The sequence below is a fragment of the Sphingobium fluminis genome, from assembly GCF_037723805.1.
Classification (GTDB): Bacteria; Pseudomonadota; Alphaproteobacteria; order Sphingomonadales; family Sphingomonadaceae; genus Sphingobium.
Genome location: NZ_JBBJUK010000008.1, coordinates 12,804 through 33,796, shown reverse-complemented (window position 1 = coordinate 33,796; position 20,993 = coordinate 12,804). Strand labels below are relative to the sequence as shown.

The following is a 20,993-nucleotide window of genomic DNA, read 5'->3' as shown; positions in this document are numbered from 1 at the left end:
ATGATTAATTACAACCACAGCCTAGGCAGCGCCCGCATCGGGGTCGAACTGAAGCGCTACTCGCTCGAGCGTCGCGCGGGCACTTTCAGCCGACCGTCGGGCCTGTTCAGGTGAATGACCAAACATGTTCATGGCGAATTCCTCCAGACTAGCGCCGGCTTCCTCATCTTCGCGCAGTCGCTGGTAGCCTCTTTGGGTCGCGGGGCGTGCCATGACCGCCGCAGACCAACGCGCGATGTTTGGATATTCGTCGATTGAGTCGAGGCCGGCACACACTCGCGGGCGCTCCTCGGTCCAGGGATAGCAAGCGATATCAGCGATGGAATATTCGCTCCCACCTACAAACTCATGCGATGCCAGCCGCTGATCGAGAACGCTATAGAGGCGCCGGGCTTCGCGGGAGTAGCGGGCATGTGCATAGGTGGTCTCGGGTGAAAACATATTGAAATGCGCGCACTGGCCCATCATCGGCCCGAAACTGGCTGCCTGCCAGAAAAGCCACTTTAGCACTTCAGCGCGTCTGTGCGCATCATGCGGAATCATCACATCGAGCTTCTCCGCCAAATAAAGCAGGATCGCACCCGATTCAAACACGAGAATCGGTTCGCCCCCGCCGAGCGGCTCGGGGTCGCGAATTACCGGAACTTTGCTGTTGGGCGAAATCGCGACAAACTCCGGCGTGAATTGCTCGCCCGCACCCACATGGACGACGTGCGTTCGATACTGAACGCCAGCTTCCTCAAAAAACATCGATATTTTATAGGTGTTCGGCGATTTGTGAAAATAGAGATCGTACATGATAGTAAGTTCCGTCTTTCGGATGGTTGGTTGTCATGCGGAGCGCGGGTTCTTCGTCAGCGCTGGAATTACGGGCAGAATCGCGGCAGGCTCGTCATTCATTTCCGTTGGAGACTATGCGGTCGGCGGCCTCGAGGCACGGATGGGCGCTTTACGGTCGCAACAACCTGTTCAAAATGTAAGCGGAGCCTCGGCCCCACCTTGTGTTTGCGCGTGCGGACTGGCTTGATCCCGTTGATCTTCATCAAGCGCCCGACCCGGCGCTCGCCAACATCGAGCCCAATCTCTTTTAACTCCATTGTCATGCGAGGACGACCCCTTCGACTGCCCGCCTACGGCAGGCGCTCTGGATAAACTACGCAGCCAAGGCTGAGGCGGTATTGCTCCCGAATATGCGCCAGCACTTTTATGTCCGTGCGCGCACGTTGGCTGATCGGTCGCGAGCGCCAGGATCGATAGCCGCGCTCGCTGACAAGCATGACACGGCAGAGCAGTTCAACAGGCCAACGATGACGCCAGCTATGCACGAACGCGAACTTCACGGCCTTTGGCTCGCGAAGAACTGCGTGGCCCCTTCGACAGGCTCAGCAACCGTATTGGGTGTCAAGCGATATTGGCCCATGGTTTATCCTGCTGGACGATGGCGTTTGCAATGATGAGGAGTCTTCGCATGGCGGCGGTGATCGCGACCTTTGAGGCTTTCCCTTCAGCGCGGAGGTGCTGATAGAAGGCACGGATGATTGGATTGAAGCGGATGGCGGGCAATGTTGCCATATAGAGCGCGCATCTGACCGAGAGTCGTCCGCCGGTAATATGCGCCTGACCGCCACTGGCCGCTGTCACGGTTCATAGGAGCGACGCCGGCAAGGGCTGCGATCTGCTTTTTGTCAGTGATACCAAGTTCGGGGAGTTCGGCGATCAGCACAGCCGCTGTCGTGGTGCTAATGCCTGGAATGGACTCCTGCAGCATAGCTTTGCGCGCGAGCGTGGCATCGGCCGCGATTTCACCCCTTATGCGCGCACTTCCCACTCCTCCCGCAGCACACGGTTCTCTAGGCGAAGGCGTTCATTCTCACGCGCCAAATCTGCTTGCGGCGCTGCGACCAGGTCAGATGGCCGATACCGTGACACCCATGCCCAGCGTCGACTTCCCTATCCCCAAATCCGATGCAATCCGGTCCCGGGGCAACCCGCTGGTCAGTGCAATCCGCACCGCCTTATGCTTGAACTCCTCTGTATGCTTGATCATCTCGTCGAGCAGCGCGGCAGCACCGGTATAATCGCTGTGCTGGCCAGCGGTCATGAAGAAGCTGAGCGGACGACCGTTTGCATCGGGGACAGCATGAAGCTTCGTGTTCATACCTCCTTTGTCCGGCCAATTAGCCGTTCAAGCCCCCTTGAGCATCTTGTGCGGACCATAGTCCTTCGGCGCATCCCGCCATCTGACCCGTTGTGATTGACGAAAATGATCCCCCTCAACACCCGCCGATCATCGACCCGCGACCTGCCGTGGCTCTTGGGAAATACGGTTAAAGCCGCGCCATTTGCTCGTCCGTCAACCAATACGGGTCGCTCATGCTCAGTCTCCTGACGGACCCTGAATCAGGCCGTGCCTCTCAGATCAATTGGTCCTGACCCTAGCCATAGCGCGCGCCGTCTTGCTCTTACGAAGGCAGAGTACTGAGCCATAATTCGATTTTATTTGCTTCACCCCGGGTAACAATGGCGAGCAGGATAAGAGCAACCCCAAGAATGATCTCTCCTCTCATGGTGGTGAAATCGAGTTCACACCGACACCATTCGATTGTACCCTCTGCCAGCTGTGTAGAAAGAAGCGCGGCGACCGTCTCATTGCTAAGAGCAGTCTGTTTAATTTGACCATTACGCGCCATGATATCGAGCCATGAACAGAAAATATCATTAATTCTGGACGTCAATTTTAATTTTCGCTCGCGTCCGGATTTTGTATCGAATAAATTCTTCATCACTTGTTTATAATAACGCGGATATATCTCCATCGCACGAGAAAGAACATCAACATAAGCCAATATAGGCAATATGCCTTCCGTTTCAGACTTTTGGAGTGCAAGCCGCCATTTCGCATCTATGCCTTCTTCGATCGCATAGTGTAAAACATACTGCCGTCTACCGATCAAATTATAGATTGTCGGAGGAGTAACGCCCGCGCGGCGCGCTAGAGGGCGAACGTTTACATTGTCGAAGCCCCGTTCTTCAACCATAGAGCGGGTCGCCGCTAATATTCTTGCGCGCCGCCAGTCTTTTGTCGAGCCATATTGGCTGCCGTCGTTGCCGGCGCAACTCGGCAAAAAAACAGCACAAGGGTTCAGCATAGATGAATCCGGCGCAACCGCCTGTCCATCGTGCGAGAATATAAAAGGTATGGGGGAGGGCGCTTCGTTCCGGGTAACCATAATCATTCCTCGCCAATACAAGTATATCGTTTTATCATTCTGATACTAAATCAATACGTTATATAATTTCTCACTAGCTATTAACATTTTCATTCATAAGGTTGTTATTGTGTCATCCAGATCTCGATCTGCGCTCTTTCAGAATCGTCCATTAGCCCCATAAGCACGGTGCCCATGCCTACTGCGAGGTTATTTTTTAATAGCTCGATAGTAATTTCTCCCTCGCTCCAAGGTGCAACTACTGTGAGAATGGTACGGCTGATAAGAACCGCGACGGTCTTTAGGCATACCCTTCTGCCTATGCGCCCGTCACGTTCGAGTTGAGCAAGCCAGGACAGCATCGCCGTCCTAGATCGCTGTGTTATAAGCCGAGATAATTCGCTGTCCGCCTTTTCATGAACGATGGCATGTATCGAGTGGCGGGAATAATCTTGAGAGCGCGAAAGCCCGTTCAGGATGGTATCTGCATAAGCCAATATGGGGTTTATTCCGGTTTTTCGGGACAACATCGATGCGAAGGCGACCTTCATTTGCTGGCCTTCCGCGATCGCCTCGCGGAGCACGGCGGCCCTATTTCCGATCAGATTGTAAATCGTTGGGGGTGTTATACCGCTCCGCTCGGCCAAATCCCGCATTGACACGCCGCTGTAGCCCCTATCTGCAATCATCTGGCGCGCGTTGGCAAAAATGCATGCACGCGACCGCATTTGCCTTATATGCTCGCTGCCCGCGCCCGGCGTACCGTCTCGATCCTGCCTGTTGAGCAAGACGGCTCCAGGCGATAGCAATGCGAAGTCCAGATGGTCGCATCCCGGGTTCAGCGTAATTCCTGCGAGGGCCGGAGCGCCTTTTATGGGTGCATACTCCAAATTCACAATGATTTTATCCCCTCTTCGTCAATACACCGCAAGTCCTTCCGCTCTGCGAGTCACGCTGGCTTATTCGCTCCTCGCCCGATGGACAGGCAACTTTGCCGGCTCCGTAGCACCAATGGGCGGGCTGCCGGCCGATGAGCCAACACTTGGCTTGTCTCGCCTTTCGCCCCAATAAATTTTATCAGGGCTCGCGATCACAGCATGGAACTAGGCAGATATCTTCATTCAATTTGCATCGACAATTGCACAGTCTCGGTCGGCCTCGCCTTTTGCACCATCCTCTGTGCTGCAAGCTCTCTTGTCTCGCGATGTAGCCAAATGAGCAGATGGGACGGTACGGTACGGGGCTAGGCTGCAAGAAGCGGCGAAGACGGGAAAGGTCGAACTGCATCTTACTCGTTCGGGTCATGGGAGGGAGGACCAGTTCGTGCAGCGGCCATCTCTCGCAATCGCCGCGCGGGAGCAGAAATTTAACAGGTCATCGCGACGCTAAAACGAAAGGGGACGACGCCGACCCCGGCGCGCCATAACATGCATTTAAGACGCATCGGTCTAATCTGCCGGTAATGAAATATAGGCGGATTTTGAGCGCATCTCCTTTGCCAGCGATTTCTCAAATTTGCGGTCAAGGTACCGAGCGTCGATGCAAAAATAGAGGATAAGACGTTGATGCAAGATGAGGTGGAAAGGTTGGTCGCGGTTCAGGCAATCCAACAGGTGATTTACCAATATTGCCGCGCGATGGATCGTATCGATCATCAACTGGGATATTCAGTTTGGCATAGTGATGGCATTGCCGACTACGGAGCCATTTTTCAAGGCACAGGGGTAGAATTCATAGATTGGGTTTGTGAATATCATAGGAAGCTACAGGCACAGTTCCATCGAGTTTCAAATATAACCATAAATATAAATGGGAGAAAAGCTTGTAGCGAGACCTATGTGAAATCGACCCTGTACTTCGTCGAGGGCGAAGAGAACGTGCTGCGCACGGGCCACGGCCGCTACCTAGATACATGGTCCTGCCGGGATGGGCGGTGGGCTATTGATGTTCGCTCGTTTGTTCTGGACTTTGTCGTCACGGAGGTACCGAAGGCAGTAAAGCTCGGCTCGTCGACGCGCGACGTGGGAGACCCCTCATACGCAGTTCTCAGCGAGGCCTCGGACGTGCGATAGGTGTCGAGCTGCGCTGTCATCCCAATGAGTACAGGCGAGCATGGATCACGCCAGAGCATCCCGATATGGCCTCGGTGAGGAGCAAATCTCATTTGGTTTAAACTGATTACGATAGCTATTGAAATGCGCTATCTAGTCCTATGGCGCAATCAGAGTTGTTTCAGTTTGTTTAATAGGCGTTGGCTCGCTTCATTACATAATGGACATGGCGCGGAGCGCCTACTTTTAGGCCTGTTAGCGCCGATATACGGAGTGTCTCTATGACGGAAAACAGCGACAAGGGCGTTACGATTCTAGCAGATGGATTGTGTTTCCCCGAGGGGCCAGTCTGGATGAACGACGGTACCGTCATCGTGACCGAAGTTGGCGCCGGGAAGCTGACGCGCATATGCCCTGACGGGCGCAAAGAAACGGTCGCGCTATGCAACGGTGGCCCCAATGGCGCGGCCATCGGACCCGACGGAATGCTTTACGTTTGCAATAATGGAGGCATGATCTGCTACGAGGCTGATGGAATCCTGTGGACGAAGGGTGAGCCTCTTCCGGACTATGACGGCGGATGGATCGATCGCATCGACCCGACCACAGGGAAGGTGGACCGTTTATATGACAAAGTGGAAGGTCGGCGCCTGGCGGGGCCAAACGATATTGTGTTCGACGCGGCTGGCGGCTTCTGGTTCACCGATTTTGGTAAACACAGCGGCCATTTTACGGAAAATGGCGGCATCTATTATGCCCTGCCCGATGGATCCTCGATAACGCGCATCATAGATGGACCGCGCTTCAATGGCATCGGTCTCTCGCCAGATGGAAGAACTTTGTACGCTGCGCTTTCATTTGAATCCCTGCTGGTGGGCTTTGACGTAACCGCGCCTGGCGTGCTGGATTTGAGCGGCGGTCCAGCTGGTCGGGCGGTGGGCCAGTTCAAGCCGCAACAGCATCCCGATTCTCTGGCGGTGGATGCCTTGGGCAATATTTGCGCAGGCTTGTGCATGGTTGACCCAGGGGTGGGCTCGGTTGATCCAAGGACTGGAAAGATTGTAGATCATGATTTTAATGACAAGCTTACAACGAATATCTGTTTCGGGGGTGACGACATGCAGGATGCCTGGGTCACGTTGTCGACCACAGGCTGTCTTGCGAAACTGCGTTGGAATACGCCGGGCCTGAAACTAGCATATTATGCGTAACCGGATGCTGGACTGGAATGCAATCGACCACGGGTTGCAGGCCGCCAGCGTAAATGAGCATGCTTTGACTGCGGAGGATATGGCGCTCCATCGCAACGCTGGCATGCTGACCGCGCCACTCGGCTTGACCCGCGACGTCGGGACATGATTGTCGCCGGGTTGGGCGCGGCGCGATGCATGGGGCGCTCATCTTGTCGATCTTACCGAAGTAGCGGTTTAGTCGACGGGCAGCTATATATGGACAGGTTCCGACGGCCGACGTGGAAGGGGCGCTATTGGAAGCAAGTGTTAGTCCGGCCTACGTGATCAAGAATAGAGACAAAGCCGCTTAGATTTACTGGCTGAAGGCGCGCGCCGCCGCCATAGCCAACACCGCGGGCAGTAGAGGTTGGCGATGCCGGTCGCGACCGCTAGGCGCTCGGTGTTGGCTAGGTTGAGAACCCATAAAGATGATTGATATGATATGATAAATATCCCGTTTCTGTAGGTTTGAGCAGGAGTGGGTATGTCGCGGCATTTGTTTTGGCTTTCGGATGAGGCGTGGGATGCGATCGAGCCGCACCTTCCGCATGGTAAGCCGGGGAAGCCGAGGGTGGATGACCGCACGGTGATCTCTGGTATTCTGCATGTGCTGAAGACGGGATGCCGCTGGCGCGATGTCCAGGCCGCCTATAGTCCACCGGCGACGATCTATAACCGCTACAATCGCTGGTCCCAGAGGCGCATCTGGCAGCGCCTGTTCGAGAAGGTTGCTGCGGCGGGGCCGGTCCCGAAAGAACTGTCGATCGATAGCAGCCATGCCAAAGCCCATCGCTCAGCAGCCGACTCAAAAAGGGGGAGAAGAAGCGATCGGCCGCTCACGCGCGGGCAGGACATGCAAGATCCACTGCTGGCCGGCGATCGCGGCAGACCGGTCGCCATGACTCTGACACCAGGCAATATCGCCGACATCAGCATAGCCATACCGTTGCTCGGTACGGTCACTCCGCCCAGGCGCCTGCTCGCCGACAAGGCCTATGATGCCGACAGCCTGCGCTCGTGGCTTGCTGCCCGAAACGTCAAAGCCGTCATACCGTCCACCGCGACCCGCCGGACACCGTACCCACTCGATCGCCGCATCTATCGACGGAGAAACGTGATCGAGCGCCTCTTCGGCCGCCTCAAAAACTGGCGGCGTACAGCCACTCGCTATGACCGGCACGCCGACAACTATCTTGCCACCATCGCTCTCGTCGCCATAGTCTCAGAATTGACCAAATGAGTCCCCAACCTAGTCTAGATCGCGCCGTGGGCGCCGATGATGACCGCGAGGACTATCGTAAGCGTGGACTGAGAACCGCGGTTCAGGCGGCTTCGGCGATTACATAATTATCTGGATGCCAGTTCCATGAGGCTACCGCCCCGGCGCCCCGAACTCAACCCGGTCGAAAACTTATGGCAGTTCATGCGCGACAACTGGCTGTCGAACCGCATCTTCAAATCCTACGACGATATCGTCGACCGCTGCTGCTACGCCTGGAACAAGCTCGCCGACCAGCCCTGGCACATCACGTCCCTCGGACTACGCCAACGGGCACATTGGCTCTGATCAATGCGCGTTGGTATTAGCGGCACTTTTCGCACCGCCGGCACGAAACCCTAAAGAGTGTCCCGGAACACTGTTCCGGGACACTCTTTAGCCTATTATAGGGATGTTCTAAAAGCGATACTCTGCCCTCAAGCCGTAGGTTCTCGGCCTGCCCGCCTGATAATAAACGCCGTGAGGCTGCGCCGTAGCACGATAGACTGCATATTTTTTGGCAAATGCATTATCGATATAGAAGCCGAGACGAAGATTGTTGCCTGGAGGGCTTACGTAACCAGAGAAATTGGCAATGGTATAAGCACTTTGCCGATCATAATTGAGTGGGCCGCCTGCATTGGGCGCGAAATCGAACGAGGTCCGATATTGGGCGACCCCGGCGAGGTTAGCGCTCCACGTGCCGATCGGAAACTCATAGCTCGCATTCAAGGACGCCTGGAAACGCGGTGCATGAACCGCGCGAACGCCGTTCAGATTGGTGATGGCCCCGGGAGAGCAGTTGATGAGTACTGCGCCCGGCGCCGTTGGATTGCCCGTGCCCGAATAATCGACGCAAATCTGCGCCGCATTTTCATAGTTGAAGAATTCGGTGTGCAGATAGCTTAGCGTTCCTCCCACAGTCAGGCCCTCGGTCGGACGAATGTTCGCCTCGAATTCTGCGCCATAGCCCTTCACGCCCCCGGCATTTTCATAGCGGGAGCCGCCGGAGGTTGGGTCTATGATCTGGGTCTGCAAATCCTTGTTCTTGTAATAGAACAGAGACAATGAGGTATTCAGCGCGCCGTCAAGCGCCTTGTTCTTCACGCCGATTTCATGGCTGAAAATCTTTTCCGGCCGCAACGCTTCGGCTGTCGAGGTGGCAGGCGAGCTCAGGCCACCTGCTTTGAAACCCCGCGTGAAGCTGTAATAAATGTTCGTCGGTCCGTTGTCCCATGCCAGAACGAAACGCGGCGTGAACGCTCTGAACGAGCCACCGAATGTGAACGATGCAGGCAGGCCGAAAGCCTGGAAACCCGCATTATTTTCTCCGTCGATCGATCGCTTGTCGTACGTATAGCGGCCACCGAAGGTAACCTTCAATTCTTGGGTAAGCTTGTAATTACCCTCTACGAAAGCCGACACAGACTCCGTCTTGACGTCATTGTTCACACCGGGGCCATCGCCTGTGAATGCGAGAAAGGCATATTGGTCACCGGTAAGGCCAATGTTAAAAAATGCCTTGTCATGCAGATAGTTAACGCCAAAGAGATAGTTGAAAGGACCTTCGAGGTTCGATGCGACCTGGAATTCCTGCGAGAAGGTCTTGCCCCCTACGGCGCGACCCTCGAATACGAAAAACGGCTGCGGCGTAAAATCATTGTCGGCGAACTGACGACTGCGATCCGACAAAAAGCTCGTCAAACTGGTCAGGTCGAAATCACCGACAGTGAAGGAGGCACGCAGATAGGTCCGAAACACCCGGTTGCGCCACACGTTGAGTTCGTTCTGGTTTGTTTCATAAAATCCATTTGCCGGCTTGTCACCGCTCGTCTGGCATACCCAGCACAGCGGCGCACCCGCTCCAAGCTGGTCGATATCCTTGTTAAAACGGCTTTTTTGATATTCCGCGCCCACTACGATATCGGTGCTGTCATTCGGCTGCCATCGCAGCGTGCCGCGCATCGTATAGCTGTGCCCGCCACCCAGATCATTACCCGTAGCGATATTGCGGATATAGCCGTTTTCATCGAGATAGCGTCCGGCGAAGCGCACACTCAATGTTTCGCTGATCGGCAGATTGATCATGCCGTCGAACTGCTTATGGTCGAACCGACCATATTCGGCAGCGGCGCGCCCTTCGAATTTCGACGTCGGCAGCGCGGAACTGAGTCGGATGACTCCGCCCGTTGCGTTACGCCCGTAAAGCGTGCCTTGGGGTCCGCGCAGCACCTCCATTGTCCCCGGGTCTACAATATCCAGCAGCGCGTTATAACCCGCGGTCCTTTGCAGATAGGCTCCATCAAGATAGACCGATACTGGCGCTTCCACGCCGGGCGTCGCGAAGGCCTGGCCAATGCCGCGAATATAGAGTTGCGCGAAACCGGTGCCTTCCGAGAAGTCCGCGCCTGGCACGACCAGTTTGATATCACGCAGATTTCTCAGACCCAGCTGCTGTGCCGCTTCGGGGCTGACGGCTGTGACGGCTACCGGGACGTCCTGAAGCCGCTCCGAACGGCGTTGAGCGGTGACGATGATCTCGCCCAGTGTCGGTGGAGCGTCGGTTACGGTGTCCGCCGGTAAAGCTGCCGGAGCCTGCGCAGAACTATCGCTTGTTGTAGACTGTGCCTGTGCCGCATAAGAACAAAATGCGCCGCCGGTAAGTAGAGCGCATAGCACAAAATTGGATCGTAATGACATTTCAACCCCCTCATCAATTTATAAGCTTACTGAAAGCTTTTCATTACTATTAAGCTAAATATGTGACGTTACCCGCCTCTTTTTGTTCGATCCGATCTGCAATCCAAAACGGTCCGCGCTATCAGGGAACGATCCGGAAATGCGAGCGTCGCCCTTGTGCATGATGGGGCCCGCTGTTTGGTGGGTCCATATCTACAGGGGTGGTCAAGTTTGCCTGAACAGCGAATAGGCAACACGCATGGGGAATCGCCTGAGGGTTGAGTTGAGTTCCCCATAGCGCTTGCCAGCATCATGCAGCACGCGCCCCTCCCAGGCCGGTGATGGCGATTTCCCCATGAGTAGCACGCTCGTTAAAGCCATGGCCATGGCAGGCCTGGTCCATGTTGAAAATCGCTGCAATCGTAATCTTTGTCGCCGGCCTGCCACCCCGGCATTGCGCGCCGTCAGCCAGGTGATGCCGAAAGAGCGCCTGCCGAGCATCTATCTGATCGGGGGTCAATAGAGACGATCAAGCCGGGCAGGGTCGAACTGATCCGGAATCTGCCGTTTTGCTATGCGATTTGCCCAGGCGGGATCGCCTAGAATAGCACGGCCGACAGCGATCAGGTCGAATTCGTTGCGCTCGAACCGGGCGAGCAGCAGTTCGACATTGTCGGTGGCCGCAACGCCCTGACTACTCTCGTACATCCCCTTGTTGATGCCGATGCCTCCCACTGCCACAGACATCTTGCCCGTAACCTTTTTCGCCCAGCCGGCCAGGTTCATTGCCGATCCGTCATAAGCGGCCTTGTCGAAATAACGCACGCTGGCATCAAAAACGTCAACCCCTGCCTCGGCCAGTGGGCACAGAACCTCGGCCAGCTCGCCGGGATTGTTGGCCAGTCGAGCGCGGAAATCCTGCTGTTTCCAGTCTGAAAACCGGAAGAATATGGGAAGGTTCGGGCCAATCGCCGCTCGAATGCGACGTACCAATTCGGCCGGGAAGGCACTGCGGCGTTTTCGGTCGCCACCCCAGCGATCATCGCGTTGGTTGGTCTCTTCCCACAAGAAATTGTCGACCAGATAGCCATGGCCACCATGTATCGCGATACCGTCGAAGCCAACGGCGACGGCGTTGACCGCGCTATGGACAAAGGCATTGAGAACAGCCTCGATATCTGCTTCCGTCATCGGCGCGCCAAGGGCGGGGTCAGCGGGAATTTTGTTGGGGGTGATCGAGGTCATCCGCCCCAACGGCCCCCATATACCTGAAGGCGTCATGACCGGAGCATCAGGAAAGGGACCGGTGCCCGGGAGACGCATTGCGCCTTGATGCCACAACTGGGGCACGATCTTGCCGCCATGGTGATGGACGCGATCGACCACCGCTTTCCAGCCAGCCAGCGCCGCGTCGCCGTGCAGGACAGGAATATTGTCCTCGCCGAGGCCAGCATCGCCCAGTGCTCCCGGATGATCCACGCCCACCGCTTCGGTAATGATGAGACCGCAGCCGCCCTGCGCGCGCCGTTCATAATAATCCAGGACTTGCGCTGTCGGAACGCCGTTCGGGCTGAAGCCGCGGGTCATCGGCGACATGACGATCCTGTTGGGCACGACGACCCCCCGTATCGTAAGCGGATCAAAGAGACGATCTCTCACCATATTCTCCTTTTGTGACGTCATCCGAACGCGGGTCCGGTCAAATATGCCAAATTCCATAGACCGCGCCTGCGCGATGGGTCCTATATCTTACTCGCCGAGCAGGTGCGCTTTCACCGTAAGAAGATGGCTGAGCGAAACGTCGTGCGCTCGCACGGGATCTCGATCACATAGCGCCTCAACCAAATCGCGGTGGTTACTGTGATACACTTCGCGATTTTCTGGAATGGCGACTCTGCTATTGATCTTTTTCCATGCTTCCTGATGACGAACCTGATTCACGATCTGATACAATCCGGTCAGCAATTCATTCTTGGCAGCCTCGACGATGGCGGCGTGAAAATGCTCGTCGAAGGCACCAAACCCCGGCAGATCGATCGCTGCTTCCGCCTTGCGCGCATATTCGCAAATACTATCCAGATCGGAAAGGCTCGCCCGTGTGGCGGCGAGCGACGACGCCCAAGGCTCTATTCGCAATCGTACTTCGATGACTTCCAATGGTCCCGCGCCCAGAATGCGATTCATCGGCTCCACGTGATCATGCACCGCTTCAATGGCGTCCGCCACGAAAGTGCCCCGGCCGATATGCCGTGTGATCAGACCCTGTCGTTCGAGTTCCTTTAAACATTTGCGAACGGCGTTCCGGGAAACGCCTAAACTATTTTCCAGCTCACGTTCGGTGGGCAACTGGTAGCCGGGCTTCCATTGGCCATTTTTTATACAGTCGTGAAATGTCGACATTAATTCGGAAGCACGCACGGCTTTTTCCCTTGGGATTTCCAGCATCTGACCACCTTCTGCTACAGGCCCGCCTCGTAATCCGGGGGTACCCGGGTCACTCGTCGTGCACAGCCTTCTCCGGCTTTGGCTTTCCATAGTTTTGCTTCATCGCTTCCAGCGGGTTGAAGAATTCGTTCCAATGCGTGATGCGGCCATCCTTGCACTGAATCACGAAAATATAGTGATTCCGGTAATCGGGGCGACCGCTTTTGTAAGTGCCATGAGAACGGCCTTCGACGACGATCACCTCGCCATTGTCGTAAAGGTTGACGGCTTCCAGGCTAAAAGTCTGAAAAGCTTTTTCCACGCTGAACTGCTTGATCATCTCTTCCACGCCATGGTGTGTTTCCGCGCCGTTGGGGTGAAAGGGGAAGCTTAACACGACATCTGGCGCGCAAACGTCGCGGAACCCATCAAGTTCGCGCGTACTGGCGATTTCGATCGCCCGCAAAGCAAGCCTGGAATTGGGTGAATGCCCCTGCACAGCCATTTCACGAACCCTTCTGCTACCCGAAAATGATGCCATCGGCATCGATTTTGCACAGCCTTCAATTGACTGTGCTTGCGATTTTTTCGCTAAACGGATGGTCAGCCGACGCAACTGCGATATCGTTCGCGGCGATGAACCCGAACGTCATTGCCGGCCCGATCGTTCCGCCAGCACCCGGATAGCATATGCCAAATGGAGAGCCTGCTGCGTTCCCAGCAGCATAGAGGCCGGGAATAGGCATGCCCTGGCCGTCCAGAACGCGCGCGCGGCCATCAGCCTTCAGACCGCCCTTGGTCCCCATGTCACCCAATATGATGGGCACCGCGTAATAGGGCGGCTTGTCGATCGACGCGAGGCAGTTGTTAGGCTTGATCCGTGCATCACCCAGAAAACGGTCATAGTCGTCGTTACCGCGGCCGAACTCTGTATCGACGCCTGTGCGCGCATATTCGTTCATCCGCGCGACAGTTTCCGCTAGCGCCGTGGGATCGACTTCGATCTTGCGAGCGAGTTCATCGATGCTTTCTGCACGATAGACATAATGGTCCCACCAGTGGGGCGGTACCTTTCCATCCGGCATGATCGCATTCAGCATGAACCCCCCGGCGCTGTATTTCTCGCGGAACTGGCTATCAAACACCAGCCAGCTGATAATGTTGGCACCGCTCTTCTCATTGTCCTCGATCATTGCCAGCCCGAACCGGTCATAGGCGATCGTTTCCTTGACGAAGCGGACGCCGTTGCGGTTGACGCACACGCTGTGTGGACGCCCGTGATCGAACGACATCTGGTGCGTCATTTCGGTGTTGGGAACACCGATGGTAGGCATCAGCATGCTGGGAATGAACCAGCCGGTTTCCATGAACTCGACGTCGGCGCCGATCGCCTGCGCCGCAAGCGTGGCGCGGCCGTCGTTCGCGCGCTCGGGCGAACTGCTCCAGTGGGCAGGTGTAGGAACGGTGAAATAGCGATCACGCATTTCCTGATTCCATTCGAATCCGCCCGCGGCGATGATAACACCCTTGCACGCTTCCACCTGGAATTGCCGGCCATGGCGCTTCAGCGTGACCCCGCTGACCCGGCCGTCCTCAATTTCAAGTCCTTCGATACTTGTACCGAGCCACAGCTCGCCGCCTAGCTGGTTGAAGGCCTTGCGCATGCCGCCGATCAGCCCGTTACCCATAGTCAGCCGCCGGTCGCGCGTCGTCTTTTTGCGCCACCCGCGATCAAGCCAATAGCGCATGAAGATCTTGACGATGACTTTCTGCCAGCCCCGCGCACGGGTCGCGAGCGCAAATGCTTCATCGAGGCCGAATGCATAGCGATTGAACAATTTGCCCCGCACTGGCGCTTCGCGCATGGTGTGAACACTTTCGCCGACCTCCATCGCGTCGATCTCATAAGGGAAAAGGGATCGGCCGATATGCGCGCCGGGGGCATCTGGGAAATAGTCAGGATAGCCGTCCAGAACATGTAGCCGGACTCCGTTTTCCTGAAGGAAAGCCACCATTTTCCCGCCATTGTCGATAAACGCCTCAAGCCGTTCCTGCCTTACGGCCCCGCAGGACACCGCCGTCAGATATGTCAGCGCCTTTTCGCGGCTGTCGCCATTGGCGGCGATGCCATGGTTGGGAATCCAGACGCCTCCGCCCGAAGAAGCGGACGTCCCGCCCCACTGATGCTCCTTTTCGACCATCAGCACACTCATGCCCAGGCTCAGCGCGCGCGTGGCGGCTGCAAAGCCGGCGGCACCGGAGCCTGCGACGACAACATCAAAGCTCTTTTCCATATCTGACATCCTAAGGCCGGATTGAAGCGCCGCCGTCTACATATAGTTCGGCGCCGGTCGTGAATGCGGATGCGTCGGAAGCGAAATAAAGCGCTGCCTCGGCCACTTCTTCAGCGGTGCCAAAACGCCCGAGCGGGTGAGTCTGTCGCCATAACGCGTAAGCGTCTTCCTCCGGCATGTCCATTTCCCTGACGAACCGGTCGAGCATGTCGGTCTTGATGCCGCCGGGATGGACAATATTGACGCGGATTCCCGATCCGATATTCGCGCAATGGAGCGCGATCGACTTGCTCATCGCTACCATCGCCGCCTTTGAAGCAGCGTAGGCCAGCATCCCGCCCGTCGGCTTGGCCTGAATGATCGATCCGATATTGACGATGCTGCCCTTTCCGCTTTTGCCAAGCAGGGGGAGTGCGGCCCGACAGCCGAAGAATACGCCTTCTGTATTAACGGCCATATGCTGACGGAAATCGGTTGTAGACGTATCCTCTACGCTGCCGGCTTCGCATTGACCCATGGCGTTTACAAGGATGTCGAGCACCCCCGCCTGTCGCTCGACATCGGCCATCGCGGCGGCCCACGCCGCTTCGTCAACGACATCGAGCACGATCGGCCGGGCGCTGCAATCCTGCGCCGCTGCACGGGTCTTTTCGGAGTTGCGCCCCGTAAGGTAAACGGTCGCGCCCTTGTCCACGAACTTGCGGGCGATCGCCAGCCCGATCCCACCACTACCGCCGGCGACGAGCGCGACCTTGTTATTCAGTTCAGGCATATTCCTCCACCTCCGCTTCCTGCTTTTTCGAGCGACCTTCATATTCCGTGAGCAAATCAGCTTCTCGGAGTCGATAGTCTTCGAGGTTGCGCTCTTTCACGTGGCCGAAGCCGCGTACTTTATCGGCGGCGCCCAAAATGCCGACCGCTAGGGAGATATTGTCCGGGGTGAGGGTGGCAACGACGCGATTGGCCAACTGTTCATAATGGTCGATCAGCGCGCGTTCGCTTCTCCGTTCGGCTGTATAGCCGAAGATGTCGAGCGAGGTGCCGCGCAGCCTCTTGAGTGGCGCGAGCAGCCGGAAGGCGACGCGCACCCAGGGCCCGAACTCCCGTTTCTGCAACTCGCCCGTTCGAGCATCACGCCTGGAAAAGATCGGCGGCGCGAGATTATAGCGTAGCTTGGCTCCGCCTTCGAAGGCGCGTTCGAGATCGAGTGCGAAATCGGCGCTCAAATGCAAGCGCGCAACTTCATATTCGTCCTTGTAGCTCATAAGCTTCGCGAAGGTCCGGGCGACGGTATTCGCCAGCCGCTCGCTGCCAGGGCGGACCTTTTGCTCCGCCTGCGCGACCATGTCGACCACACGCGCATAGCGATCGGCCCATTCCGCATTCTGGTAGTCCGTGAGCAGCCCGATGCGATGCGCGCGAATGTCGGTGAAAGCGGTGAGGCGCACTGGACGTACATCAACATCCCGGTCTACGGATTTCATGATGGCGTCGGGATTGACGGCATAGAAGCGACCAAGGCCAAAAGCCTGCTTGTTGAACGGAACCGCAACCCCGTTCAACTCGATCGCCCGTTCGATCGATGCCACCGATACCGGCAGCTTTCCCTTCTGCGCGGTATAGCCCAGCATGAATAGGTTGGCGGCAATGGCATCTCCCAGCAAGGCTTCGCCCAGGCTGGTCGCATCCACGACATCCAGTTCAAGACCGCGTTGTTTGAGGTCACGGATGGCCCCGCCGCTGTCGAGCGCCAGATCAGGATTGCGCTGGAAGGCGGCGACAGGGATGAGATAGGAATTAGCGACGATCCGCGTGCGATCCGGCGAATAGGTGACGGCGGGTTCGCTGGACAAACCCGCCACGGTGTCAAAGGCAAGCGCTAGGTCTGCTTCCGCAACACCGAGTTTTGGAGAGCCGAGTTCGGCGTTAGCATTGCCGATCCGCAGATGGCTGTACACCGCGCCATTCTTCACGCTGAGGCCGGTCATGTCGAAGATGGAGCAGCTACGCTGTTCGAGATGTGCCGCCATTCCCAGCAGCGCGCCGATCGTCACGACACCGGTCCCGCCGATGCCGGAAATTATGAGGTTAAATGCCTTGTCTTCAACATCGACGATGGCAGGGGAGGGCAGCTCCGCCATGTCGATCCCGGCGAGATCGGCAGCTGCAGGCTTGCGCGGCTGCGCGTCGAGCACCGTAACGAAACTTGGACAAAAGCCTTTAACGCAACTATAGTCCTTGTTGCAATTGGACTGGTCGATCTGGCGCTTGCGTCCCAGTTCGCTCTCCTTGGGCCAGACGCTTACGCAGTCCGACTTCACCGAACAATCGCCGCATCCTTCGCAAACTGCGCTGTTAATGAACATGCGTTTGGCCGGATCGGGGAAATTGCCGCGCTTGCGGCGGCGGCGCTTCTCGGCCGCGCAGGTCTGCTCATAGATGATCGCGGTGACGCCTGGTTCCTTGGCTATCTCGCGTTGAATCTCATCATAATTGTCGCGGTGGTGAACCGCTACGCCGTCCGCGAGGGTGTTATTCTCGTACAGGTCGGGACGATCCGTCACCAGCACGCATTTGCGAACGCCTTCGGCCAGCAGTTGTCGGCTGATGTCTCCCGGACTTAACGGGCCATCCACCGGCTGTCCGCCAGTCATTGCCACGGCATCATTGTACAAAATCTTGAAGGTCATGTTGACCTTTGCCGCAATGGCGCCGCGGATTGCCAGCAGTCCCGAATGATAATAGGTGCCGTCGCCCATATTCTGGAAAATGTGCGGAACATCCGAAAAGTGCCCGACACTGTACCAGTGGCCGCCTTCACCGCCCATGTGCGTCGTCGTCAGCATCTCTGGGCCGCTATACATGGCCATGGCGTGGCAGCCGATGCCGCCGGCCGCTAGGCTGCCTTCGGGAAAGCGCGTGCCGGTGCTGTGCGGGCAGCCGGAGCAAAAATAGGGTGCGCGCACTAGATCGGAAGTCTTGAGCAGCTTGCTGGATATGGCCTGCCGTTCCAGCATGTCTGCGCGTGAAAGCATCGCGTTGTCTGCAAGGCCGAGCGCTTTTAATCTTCCGACGATCGTCACGGCCAGCCGGATTGGTTCCAACTGAATATCTGAGGGAATCAGAGGTGCCCCGTCGGGGTCCGCTTTCCCGACAATGCGGGGCATGCCGGATCTGCCATACAACAAGGTCTTGGCTTGGTCCTCGATTACCGGGTTTTTTTCTTCGACAACGAGCATTTCTTCGACGCTGCCTGCAAAATGGGCAAGCCCACGCGGCTCAAGCGGGAATATGCACCCCAGCTTATGTACGGTTATGCCCAGCGCTGCTGCGTTATCATTATCCAGTTCCAGCAGACGCAGTGCTTGAACGACATCATGATAGGCCTTTCCTCCGGTGAGGATGCCAAACCGCGGCTGCGAAGACACAAGTACAGTTCGGTCCAGACCATTGGCTTGGACAAATTTTGCAATCAGCGGTGTTCGGTAGCGCTTGACCACTATTTCGGACTGCATGCGATCCCGATCACTCGGGTTATTGTAGATACCGACTGCCGGCAACTCACCCTTGTCAGGAAGAGATGGCAGCGCATCGAGATCAGGCAGTTCCACGGTCGACGTTTGCTCAACCAGTTCGTTGCAAACCTTGAAACCCGTATAAAGGCCGGTATAGCGGGACATGGCGATGCCGAGCAGCCCATATTCCAGCATTTCCTGAATGCTCGACGGTGCCAGGACGGGTATTCCCGCATGGATGAAAGCGGTTTCGCTCTGATGCGCGATACTGGACGACTTGCCCGCATGATCGTCGCCCGCCACGAGGAGCACGCCGCCGTTGGGAAGAGTTCCTCCTATATTACCGTGACGGATCGGGTCGAGCGATCGATCCACACCGGGCCCCTTGCCGTACCAGATGGCGAACACACCATCTTTGTTAGGGCGGTGGAGGGAGTTTAGCGTCTGCGTCCCCCAGACTGCTGTCGCTGCGAGGTCCTCGTTCACACCCGGCTGGAATAGAATATCATTCGCCTCCAGATGCTTTTTGGCTTTCCACAACTCCAAATCATAGCCTCCCAGAGGCGAGCCGCGATAGCCCGAGATGAAGCCGGCCGTATTCAGACCTGCGGCACGATCCCGCTCCCGCTGCAACATGGGTAACCGGACCAGCGCCTGGATGCCCGTCATCATGACCCGGCCGCGCGCCTGTCGATATTTGTCGTCAATGGATACCGGCCTCAGCGGCGGGAACTGTATCGTCATTCTGTCCTCACATCTCTACAGTGTCCGGGTCTTGCCGGCCCATCAGCTTTGCTGCTTGTCAGCCTCGTTGATTGAACCAATTCCTCCCAATTGATACCAATTGCGTTTCAAAGCAAGGCTCCAATTCCTCCAACTTGTCCCAAGCCGCACTTATGTGGCGACGTTACGGCAAGATTTCTAGAGAGGCCCGGCTTCCGTTGTCTTGCTAATTGGTTGCAATTGGTTGCAGGAGACGGGCCGCGCGCGGCCGGTGAGGCTGAATTCGTCCTATCCTGCCGCCGCGAAGTCGGCCCCGATATGATTCTTCACCGGCTTTCCGGCACGCAGGATGAGCGGGATATTGCTCGTGGGATTCTGAAGAAGGGTCATGTCCAATGCCGGATCTCCCGCCACCAGGATAAGGTCGGCCGCTTTTCCGGGTTCGATAGTGCCGGTAACCTGGCCTACCAAGGCCATGTCGGCACCGTTGCCCGTGGCCCAGCCGATCACTCTTTCGGGCGAAATGCCGAATTCCTCGACATAAAGGACGAGTTCGCGCGCATAAGCGCCTAGCCCATGGGCCATGCCCTGCGCCCCATAGTCATCGCCCGGCACGATTCGCACGCCGGCATCGTCCGCCTTGCGCAGCATCGCGACCAAATTCAGCCAGGAGCGATCCGTAGGATCTTCGGGATTAAGTGGCAGTCCGCGTGCGGCACTACTGGCCAGTTTACCGAACAATGGGCTTGGCACGAACCACGTACCGGCCTTTGCCATCGCCTCAATGCACTCCTCATCGATATAGTCACAATGGTCAAGAATATCGACGCCCAGCGCCACACAGCGCAGAATGGATTCCTTGTTGGTGACATGAACGCGGACCCTCTTTCCCCGCTCATGCGCGGCCCTCACCAAGGCCGCGAACTCCTCGGGCAACAGCGATCGATACGCGCTCGTCCATTCAAGCCCGTGGCCGCCATCGAGATAGGTCTTGATGATGTCGGCACCGCGCAGAATTTCCTGGCGCACGGCCTTTTGCACCGCGCTCGGCCCGTCCACGAATATATTGCCGCCGATCCGCCGCAAGCCATCCCCATAGTCATTGGCCCACCAATGCCCGCGATCTTCCTGATCGCCGGTCGTGAGCACGTGCCGGCTGCATGGCGTAATGTCGGCCCCCTCGATCAGGCCGTCCGCCAGCGCCAGCTTCAACTGCGCGTCGATGTCGTTGGAGCAGGACGCCGAGATGACCCGAAGAACGCCGGAATGCAGCGCGTAGCGCAGCGCATTCGCGGCCTGGAGCGCCAGAACGATCGGAGGCTTTTCCGTTCCAATAAACGTTCCTGCGCGGCCATAGCTGAACAAGGGCGGGCCAATGTCGGCAAACTCGCCATGCCAGTGTCCGACCGTCATGCCGGGCATCATCGCCATGCCGTTGACACGGACCTGTTGGCCCGGCCCGACATCCCCTTGTTCTATGACGGCGGAAATCATTCTGTTTTCAACAACGACCGCAACATCGTGCCGGGCGCGGCCGCCATGCCCGTCATAGAGATGTACCCCGGTAAAGATCATGCGGGATTGCATTTGTGCCATTCCTCGATATCC

18 protein-coding genes and 2 pseudogenes are annotated in these 20,993 nt (G+C 57.0%); 5 read left to right on the top strand and 15 right to left on the bottom strand.

Annotated elements, in window-relative coordinates; all coding sequences use genetic code 11:
* Window positions 1-21: 21 nt before the first annotated feature.
* From WG907_RS16980 to WG907_RS16955, 7 genes and pseudogenes are all read right to left on the bottom strand, one after another.
* Entirely contained in the window at window positions 22-798 is a 777-nt protein-coding gene (locus WG907_RS16980) for a glutathione binding-like protein (protein ID WP_340234676.1), read from the bottom strand.
* A gap of 197 nt (window positions 799-995) precedes the next feature.
* Window positions 996-1,376, bottom strand: a pseudogene (locus tag WG907_RS16975) (IS3 family transposase); the annotation flags it as partial.
* Between the two features lie 25 nt (window positions 1,377-1,401).
* Window positions 1,402-1,572, bottom strand: a complete 171-nt coding sequence (locus tag WG907_RS18275) for a hypothetical protein (RefSeq protein WP_445326839.1) — start codon at window positions 1,570-1,572, stop codon at window positions 1,402-1,404.
* Window positions 1,505-1,768 carry a transposase gene (locus tag WG907_RS18270; RefSeq protein ID WP_445326838.1) on the bottom strand — a complete coding sequence of 88 codons (264 nt, stop codon included), beginning with the start codon at window positions 1,766-1,768 and terminating at the stop codon, window positions 1,505-1,507. Before WG907_RS18270 ends, WG907_RS18275 begins: the two co-directional genes overlap by 68 nt.
* A gap of 270 nt (window positions 1,769-2,038) precedes the next feature.
* Window positions 2,039-2,375 (bottom strand): annotated as a pseudogene (locus tag WG907_RS16965) (transposase); the annotation flags it as partial.
* Window positions 2,376-2,462: 87 nt separating this feature from the next.
* Window positions 2,463-3,230 carry a TetR/AcrR family transcriptional regulator gene (locus tag WG907_RS16960; protein ID WP_340234675.1) on the bottom strand — a complete coding sequence of 256 codons (768 nt, stop codon included), beginning with the start codon at window positions 3,228-3,230 and terminating at the stop codon, window positions 2,463-2,465.
* 104 nt (window positions 3,231-3,334) lie between these two features.
* Window positions 3,335-3,997 (bottom strand): TetR/AcrR family transcriptional regulator, encoded by a 663-nt coding sequence (locus WG907_RS16955; protein ID WP_340234673.1) that lies wholly within the window; start codon window positions 3,995-3,997, stop codon window positions 3,335-3,337.
* A gap of 777 nt (window positions 3,998-4,774) precedes the next feature.
* Here WG907_RS16955 and WG907_RS16950 point away from each other — a divergent pair.
* The 4 genes from WG907_RS16950 to WG907_RS16935 all read left to right on the top strand — a co-directional run bounded on the left by WG907_RS16950 (window position 4,775) and on the right by WG907_RS16935 (window position 8,059).
* Window positions 4,775-5,281, top strand: coding sequence for a nuclear transport factor 2 family protein (locus WG907_RS16950; RefSeq protein ID WP_340234830.1), 507 nt, complete (start codon window positions 4,775-4,777; stop codon window positions 5,279-5,281).
* A gap of 260 nt (window positions 5,282-5,541) precedes the next feature.
* The gene (locus WG907_RS16945) at window positions 5,542-6,471 is read left to right on the top strand and encodes an SMP-30/gluconolactonase/LRE family protein (protein ID WP_340234672.1); all 930 of its coding nucleotides are present in this window, start codon (window positions 5,542-5,544) and stop codon (window positions 6,469-6,471) included.
* A gap of 505 nt (window positions 6,472-6,976) precedes the next feature.
* A complete protein-coding gene (locus WG907_RS16940) occupies window positions 6,977-7,732 on the top strand; it encodes an IS5 family transposase (protein WP_340234671.1) in 756 nt (251 codons plus the stop codon).
* A gap of 111 nt (window positions 7,733-7,843) precedes the next feature.
* On the top strand, window positions 7,844-8,059 hold the full coding sequence (locus tag WG907_RS16935; protein WP_445326837.1) for a transposase: 216 nt from the start codon (window positions 7,844-7,846) through the stop codon (window positions 8,057-8,059).
* A gap of 108 nt (window positions 8,060-8,167) precedes the next feature.
* On the opposite strand, the gene WG907_RS16930 is transcribed toward WG907_RS16935, so the two are convergent.
* A complete protein-coding gene (locus tag WG907_RS16930; RefSeq protein ID WP_340234670.1) occupies window positions 8,168-10,450 on the bottom strand; it encodes a TonB-dependent receptor in 2,283 nt (760 codons plus the stop codon).
* Window positions 10,451-10,784: 334 nt separating this feature from the next.
* Here WG907_RS16930 and WG907_RS16925 point away from each other — a divergent pair, with 334 nt between their 5' ends.
* Window positions 10,785-10,952 (top strand): hypothetical protein, encoded by a 168-nt coding sequence (locus tag WG907_RS16925; RefSeq protein ID WP_340234669.1) that lies wholly within the window; start codon window positions 10,785-10,787, stop codon window positions 10,950-10,952.
* Here WG907_RS16925 and WG907_RS16920 read toward each other — a convergent pair.
* The 7 genes from WG907_RS16920 to WG907_RS16890 form a co-directional block, all read right to left on the bottom strand.
* Complete coding sequence (locus WG907_RS16920) at window positions 10,946-12,088, bottom strand: NADH:flavin oxidoreductase (protein WP_340234667.1); 1,143 nt, start codon at window positions 12,086-12,088, stop codon at window positions 10,946-10,948. The genes WG907_RS16925 and WG907_RS16920 overlap by 7 nt on opposite strands.
* A 90-nt stretch (window positions 12,089-12,178) precedes the next feature.
* Window positions 12,179-12,874 carry a FadR/GntR family transcriptional regulator gene (locus WG907_RS16915; RefSeq protein ID WP_340234665.1) on the bottom strand — a complete coding sequence of 232 codons (696 nt, stop codon included), beginning with the start codon at window positions 12,872-12,874 and terminating at the stop codon, window positions 12,179-12,181.
* 49 nt (window positions 12,875-12,923) lie between these two features.
* Window positions 12,924-13,358 carry a nuclear transport factor 2 family protein gene (locus WG907_RS16910; RefSeq protein WP_340234663.1) on the bottom strand — a complete coding sequence of 145 codons (435 nt, stop codon included), beginning with the start codon at window positions 13,356-13,358 and terminating at the stop codon, window positions 12,924-12,926.
* 58 nt (window positions 13,359-13,416) lie between these two features.
* Window positions 13,417-15,147 (bottom strand): FAD-binding protein, encoded by a 1,731-nt coding sequence (locus WG907_RS16905; RefSeq protein ID WP_340234661.1) that lies wholly within the window; start codon window positions 15,145-15,147, stop codon window positions 13,417-13,419.
* A 10-nt stretch (window positions 15,148-15,157) separates the two neighbouring features.
* A complete protein-coding gene (locus tag WG907_RS16900; RefSeq protein WP_340234659.1) occupies window positions 15,158-15,919 on the bottom strand; it encodes an SDR family NAD(P)-dependent oxidoreductase in 762 nt (253 codons plus the stop codon).
* A complete protein-coding gene (locus WG907_RS16895; RefSeq protein WP_340234658.1) occupies window positions 15,912-19,406 on the bottom strand; it encodes an indolepyruvate ferredoxin oxidoreductase family protein in 3,495 nt (1,164 codons plus the stop codon). Before WG907_RS16895 ends, WG907_RS16900 begins: the two co-directional genes overlap by 8 nt.
* Window positions 19,407-19,673: 267 nt before the next feature.
* The gene (locus WG907_RS16890; RefSeq protein WP_340234657.1) at window positions 19,674-20,972 is read right to left on the bottom strand and encodes an amidohydrolase family protein; all 1,299 of its coding nucleotides are present in this window, start codon (window positions 20,970-20,972) and stop codon (window positions 19,674-19,676) included.
* Window positions 20,973-20,993 lie beyond the last annotated feature (21 nt).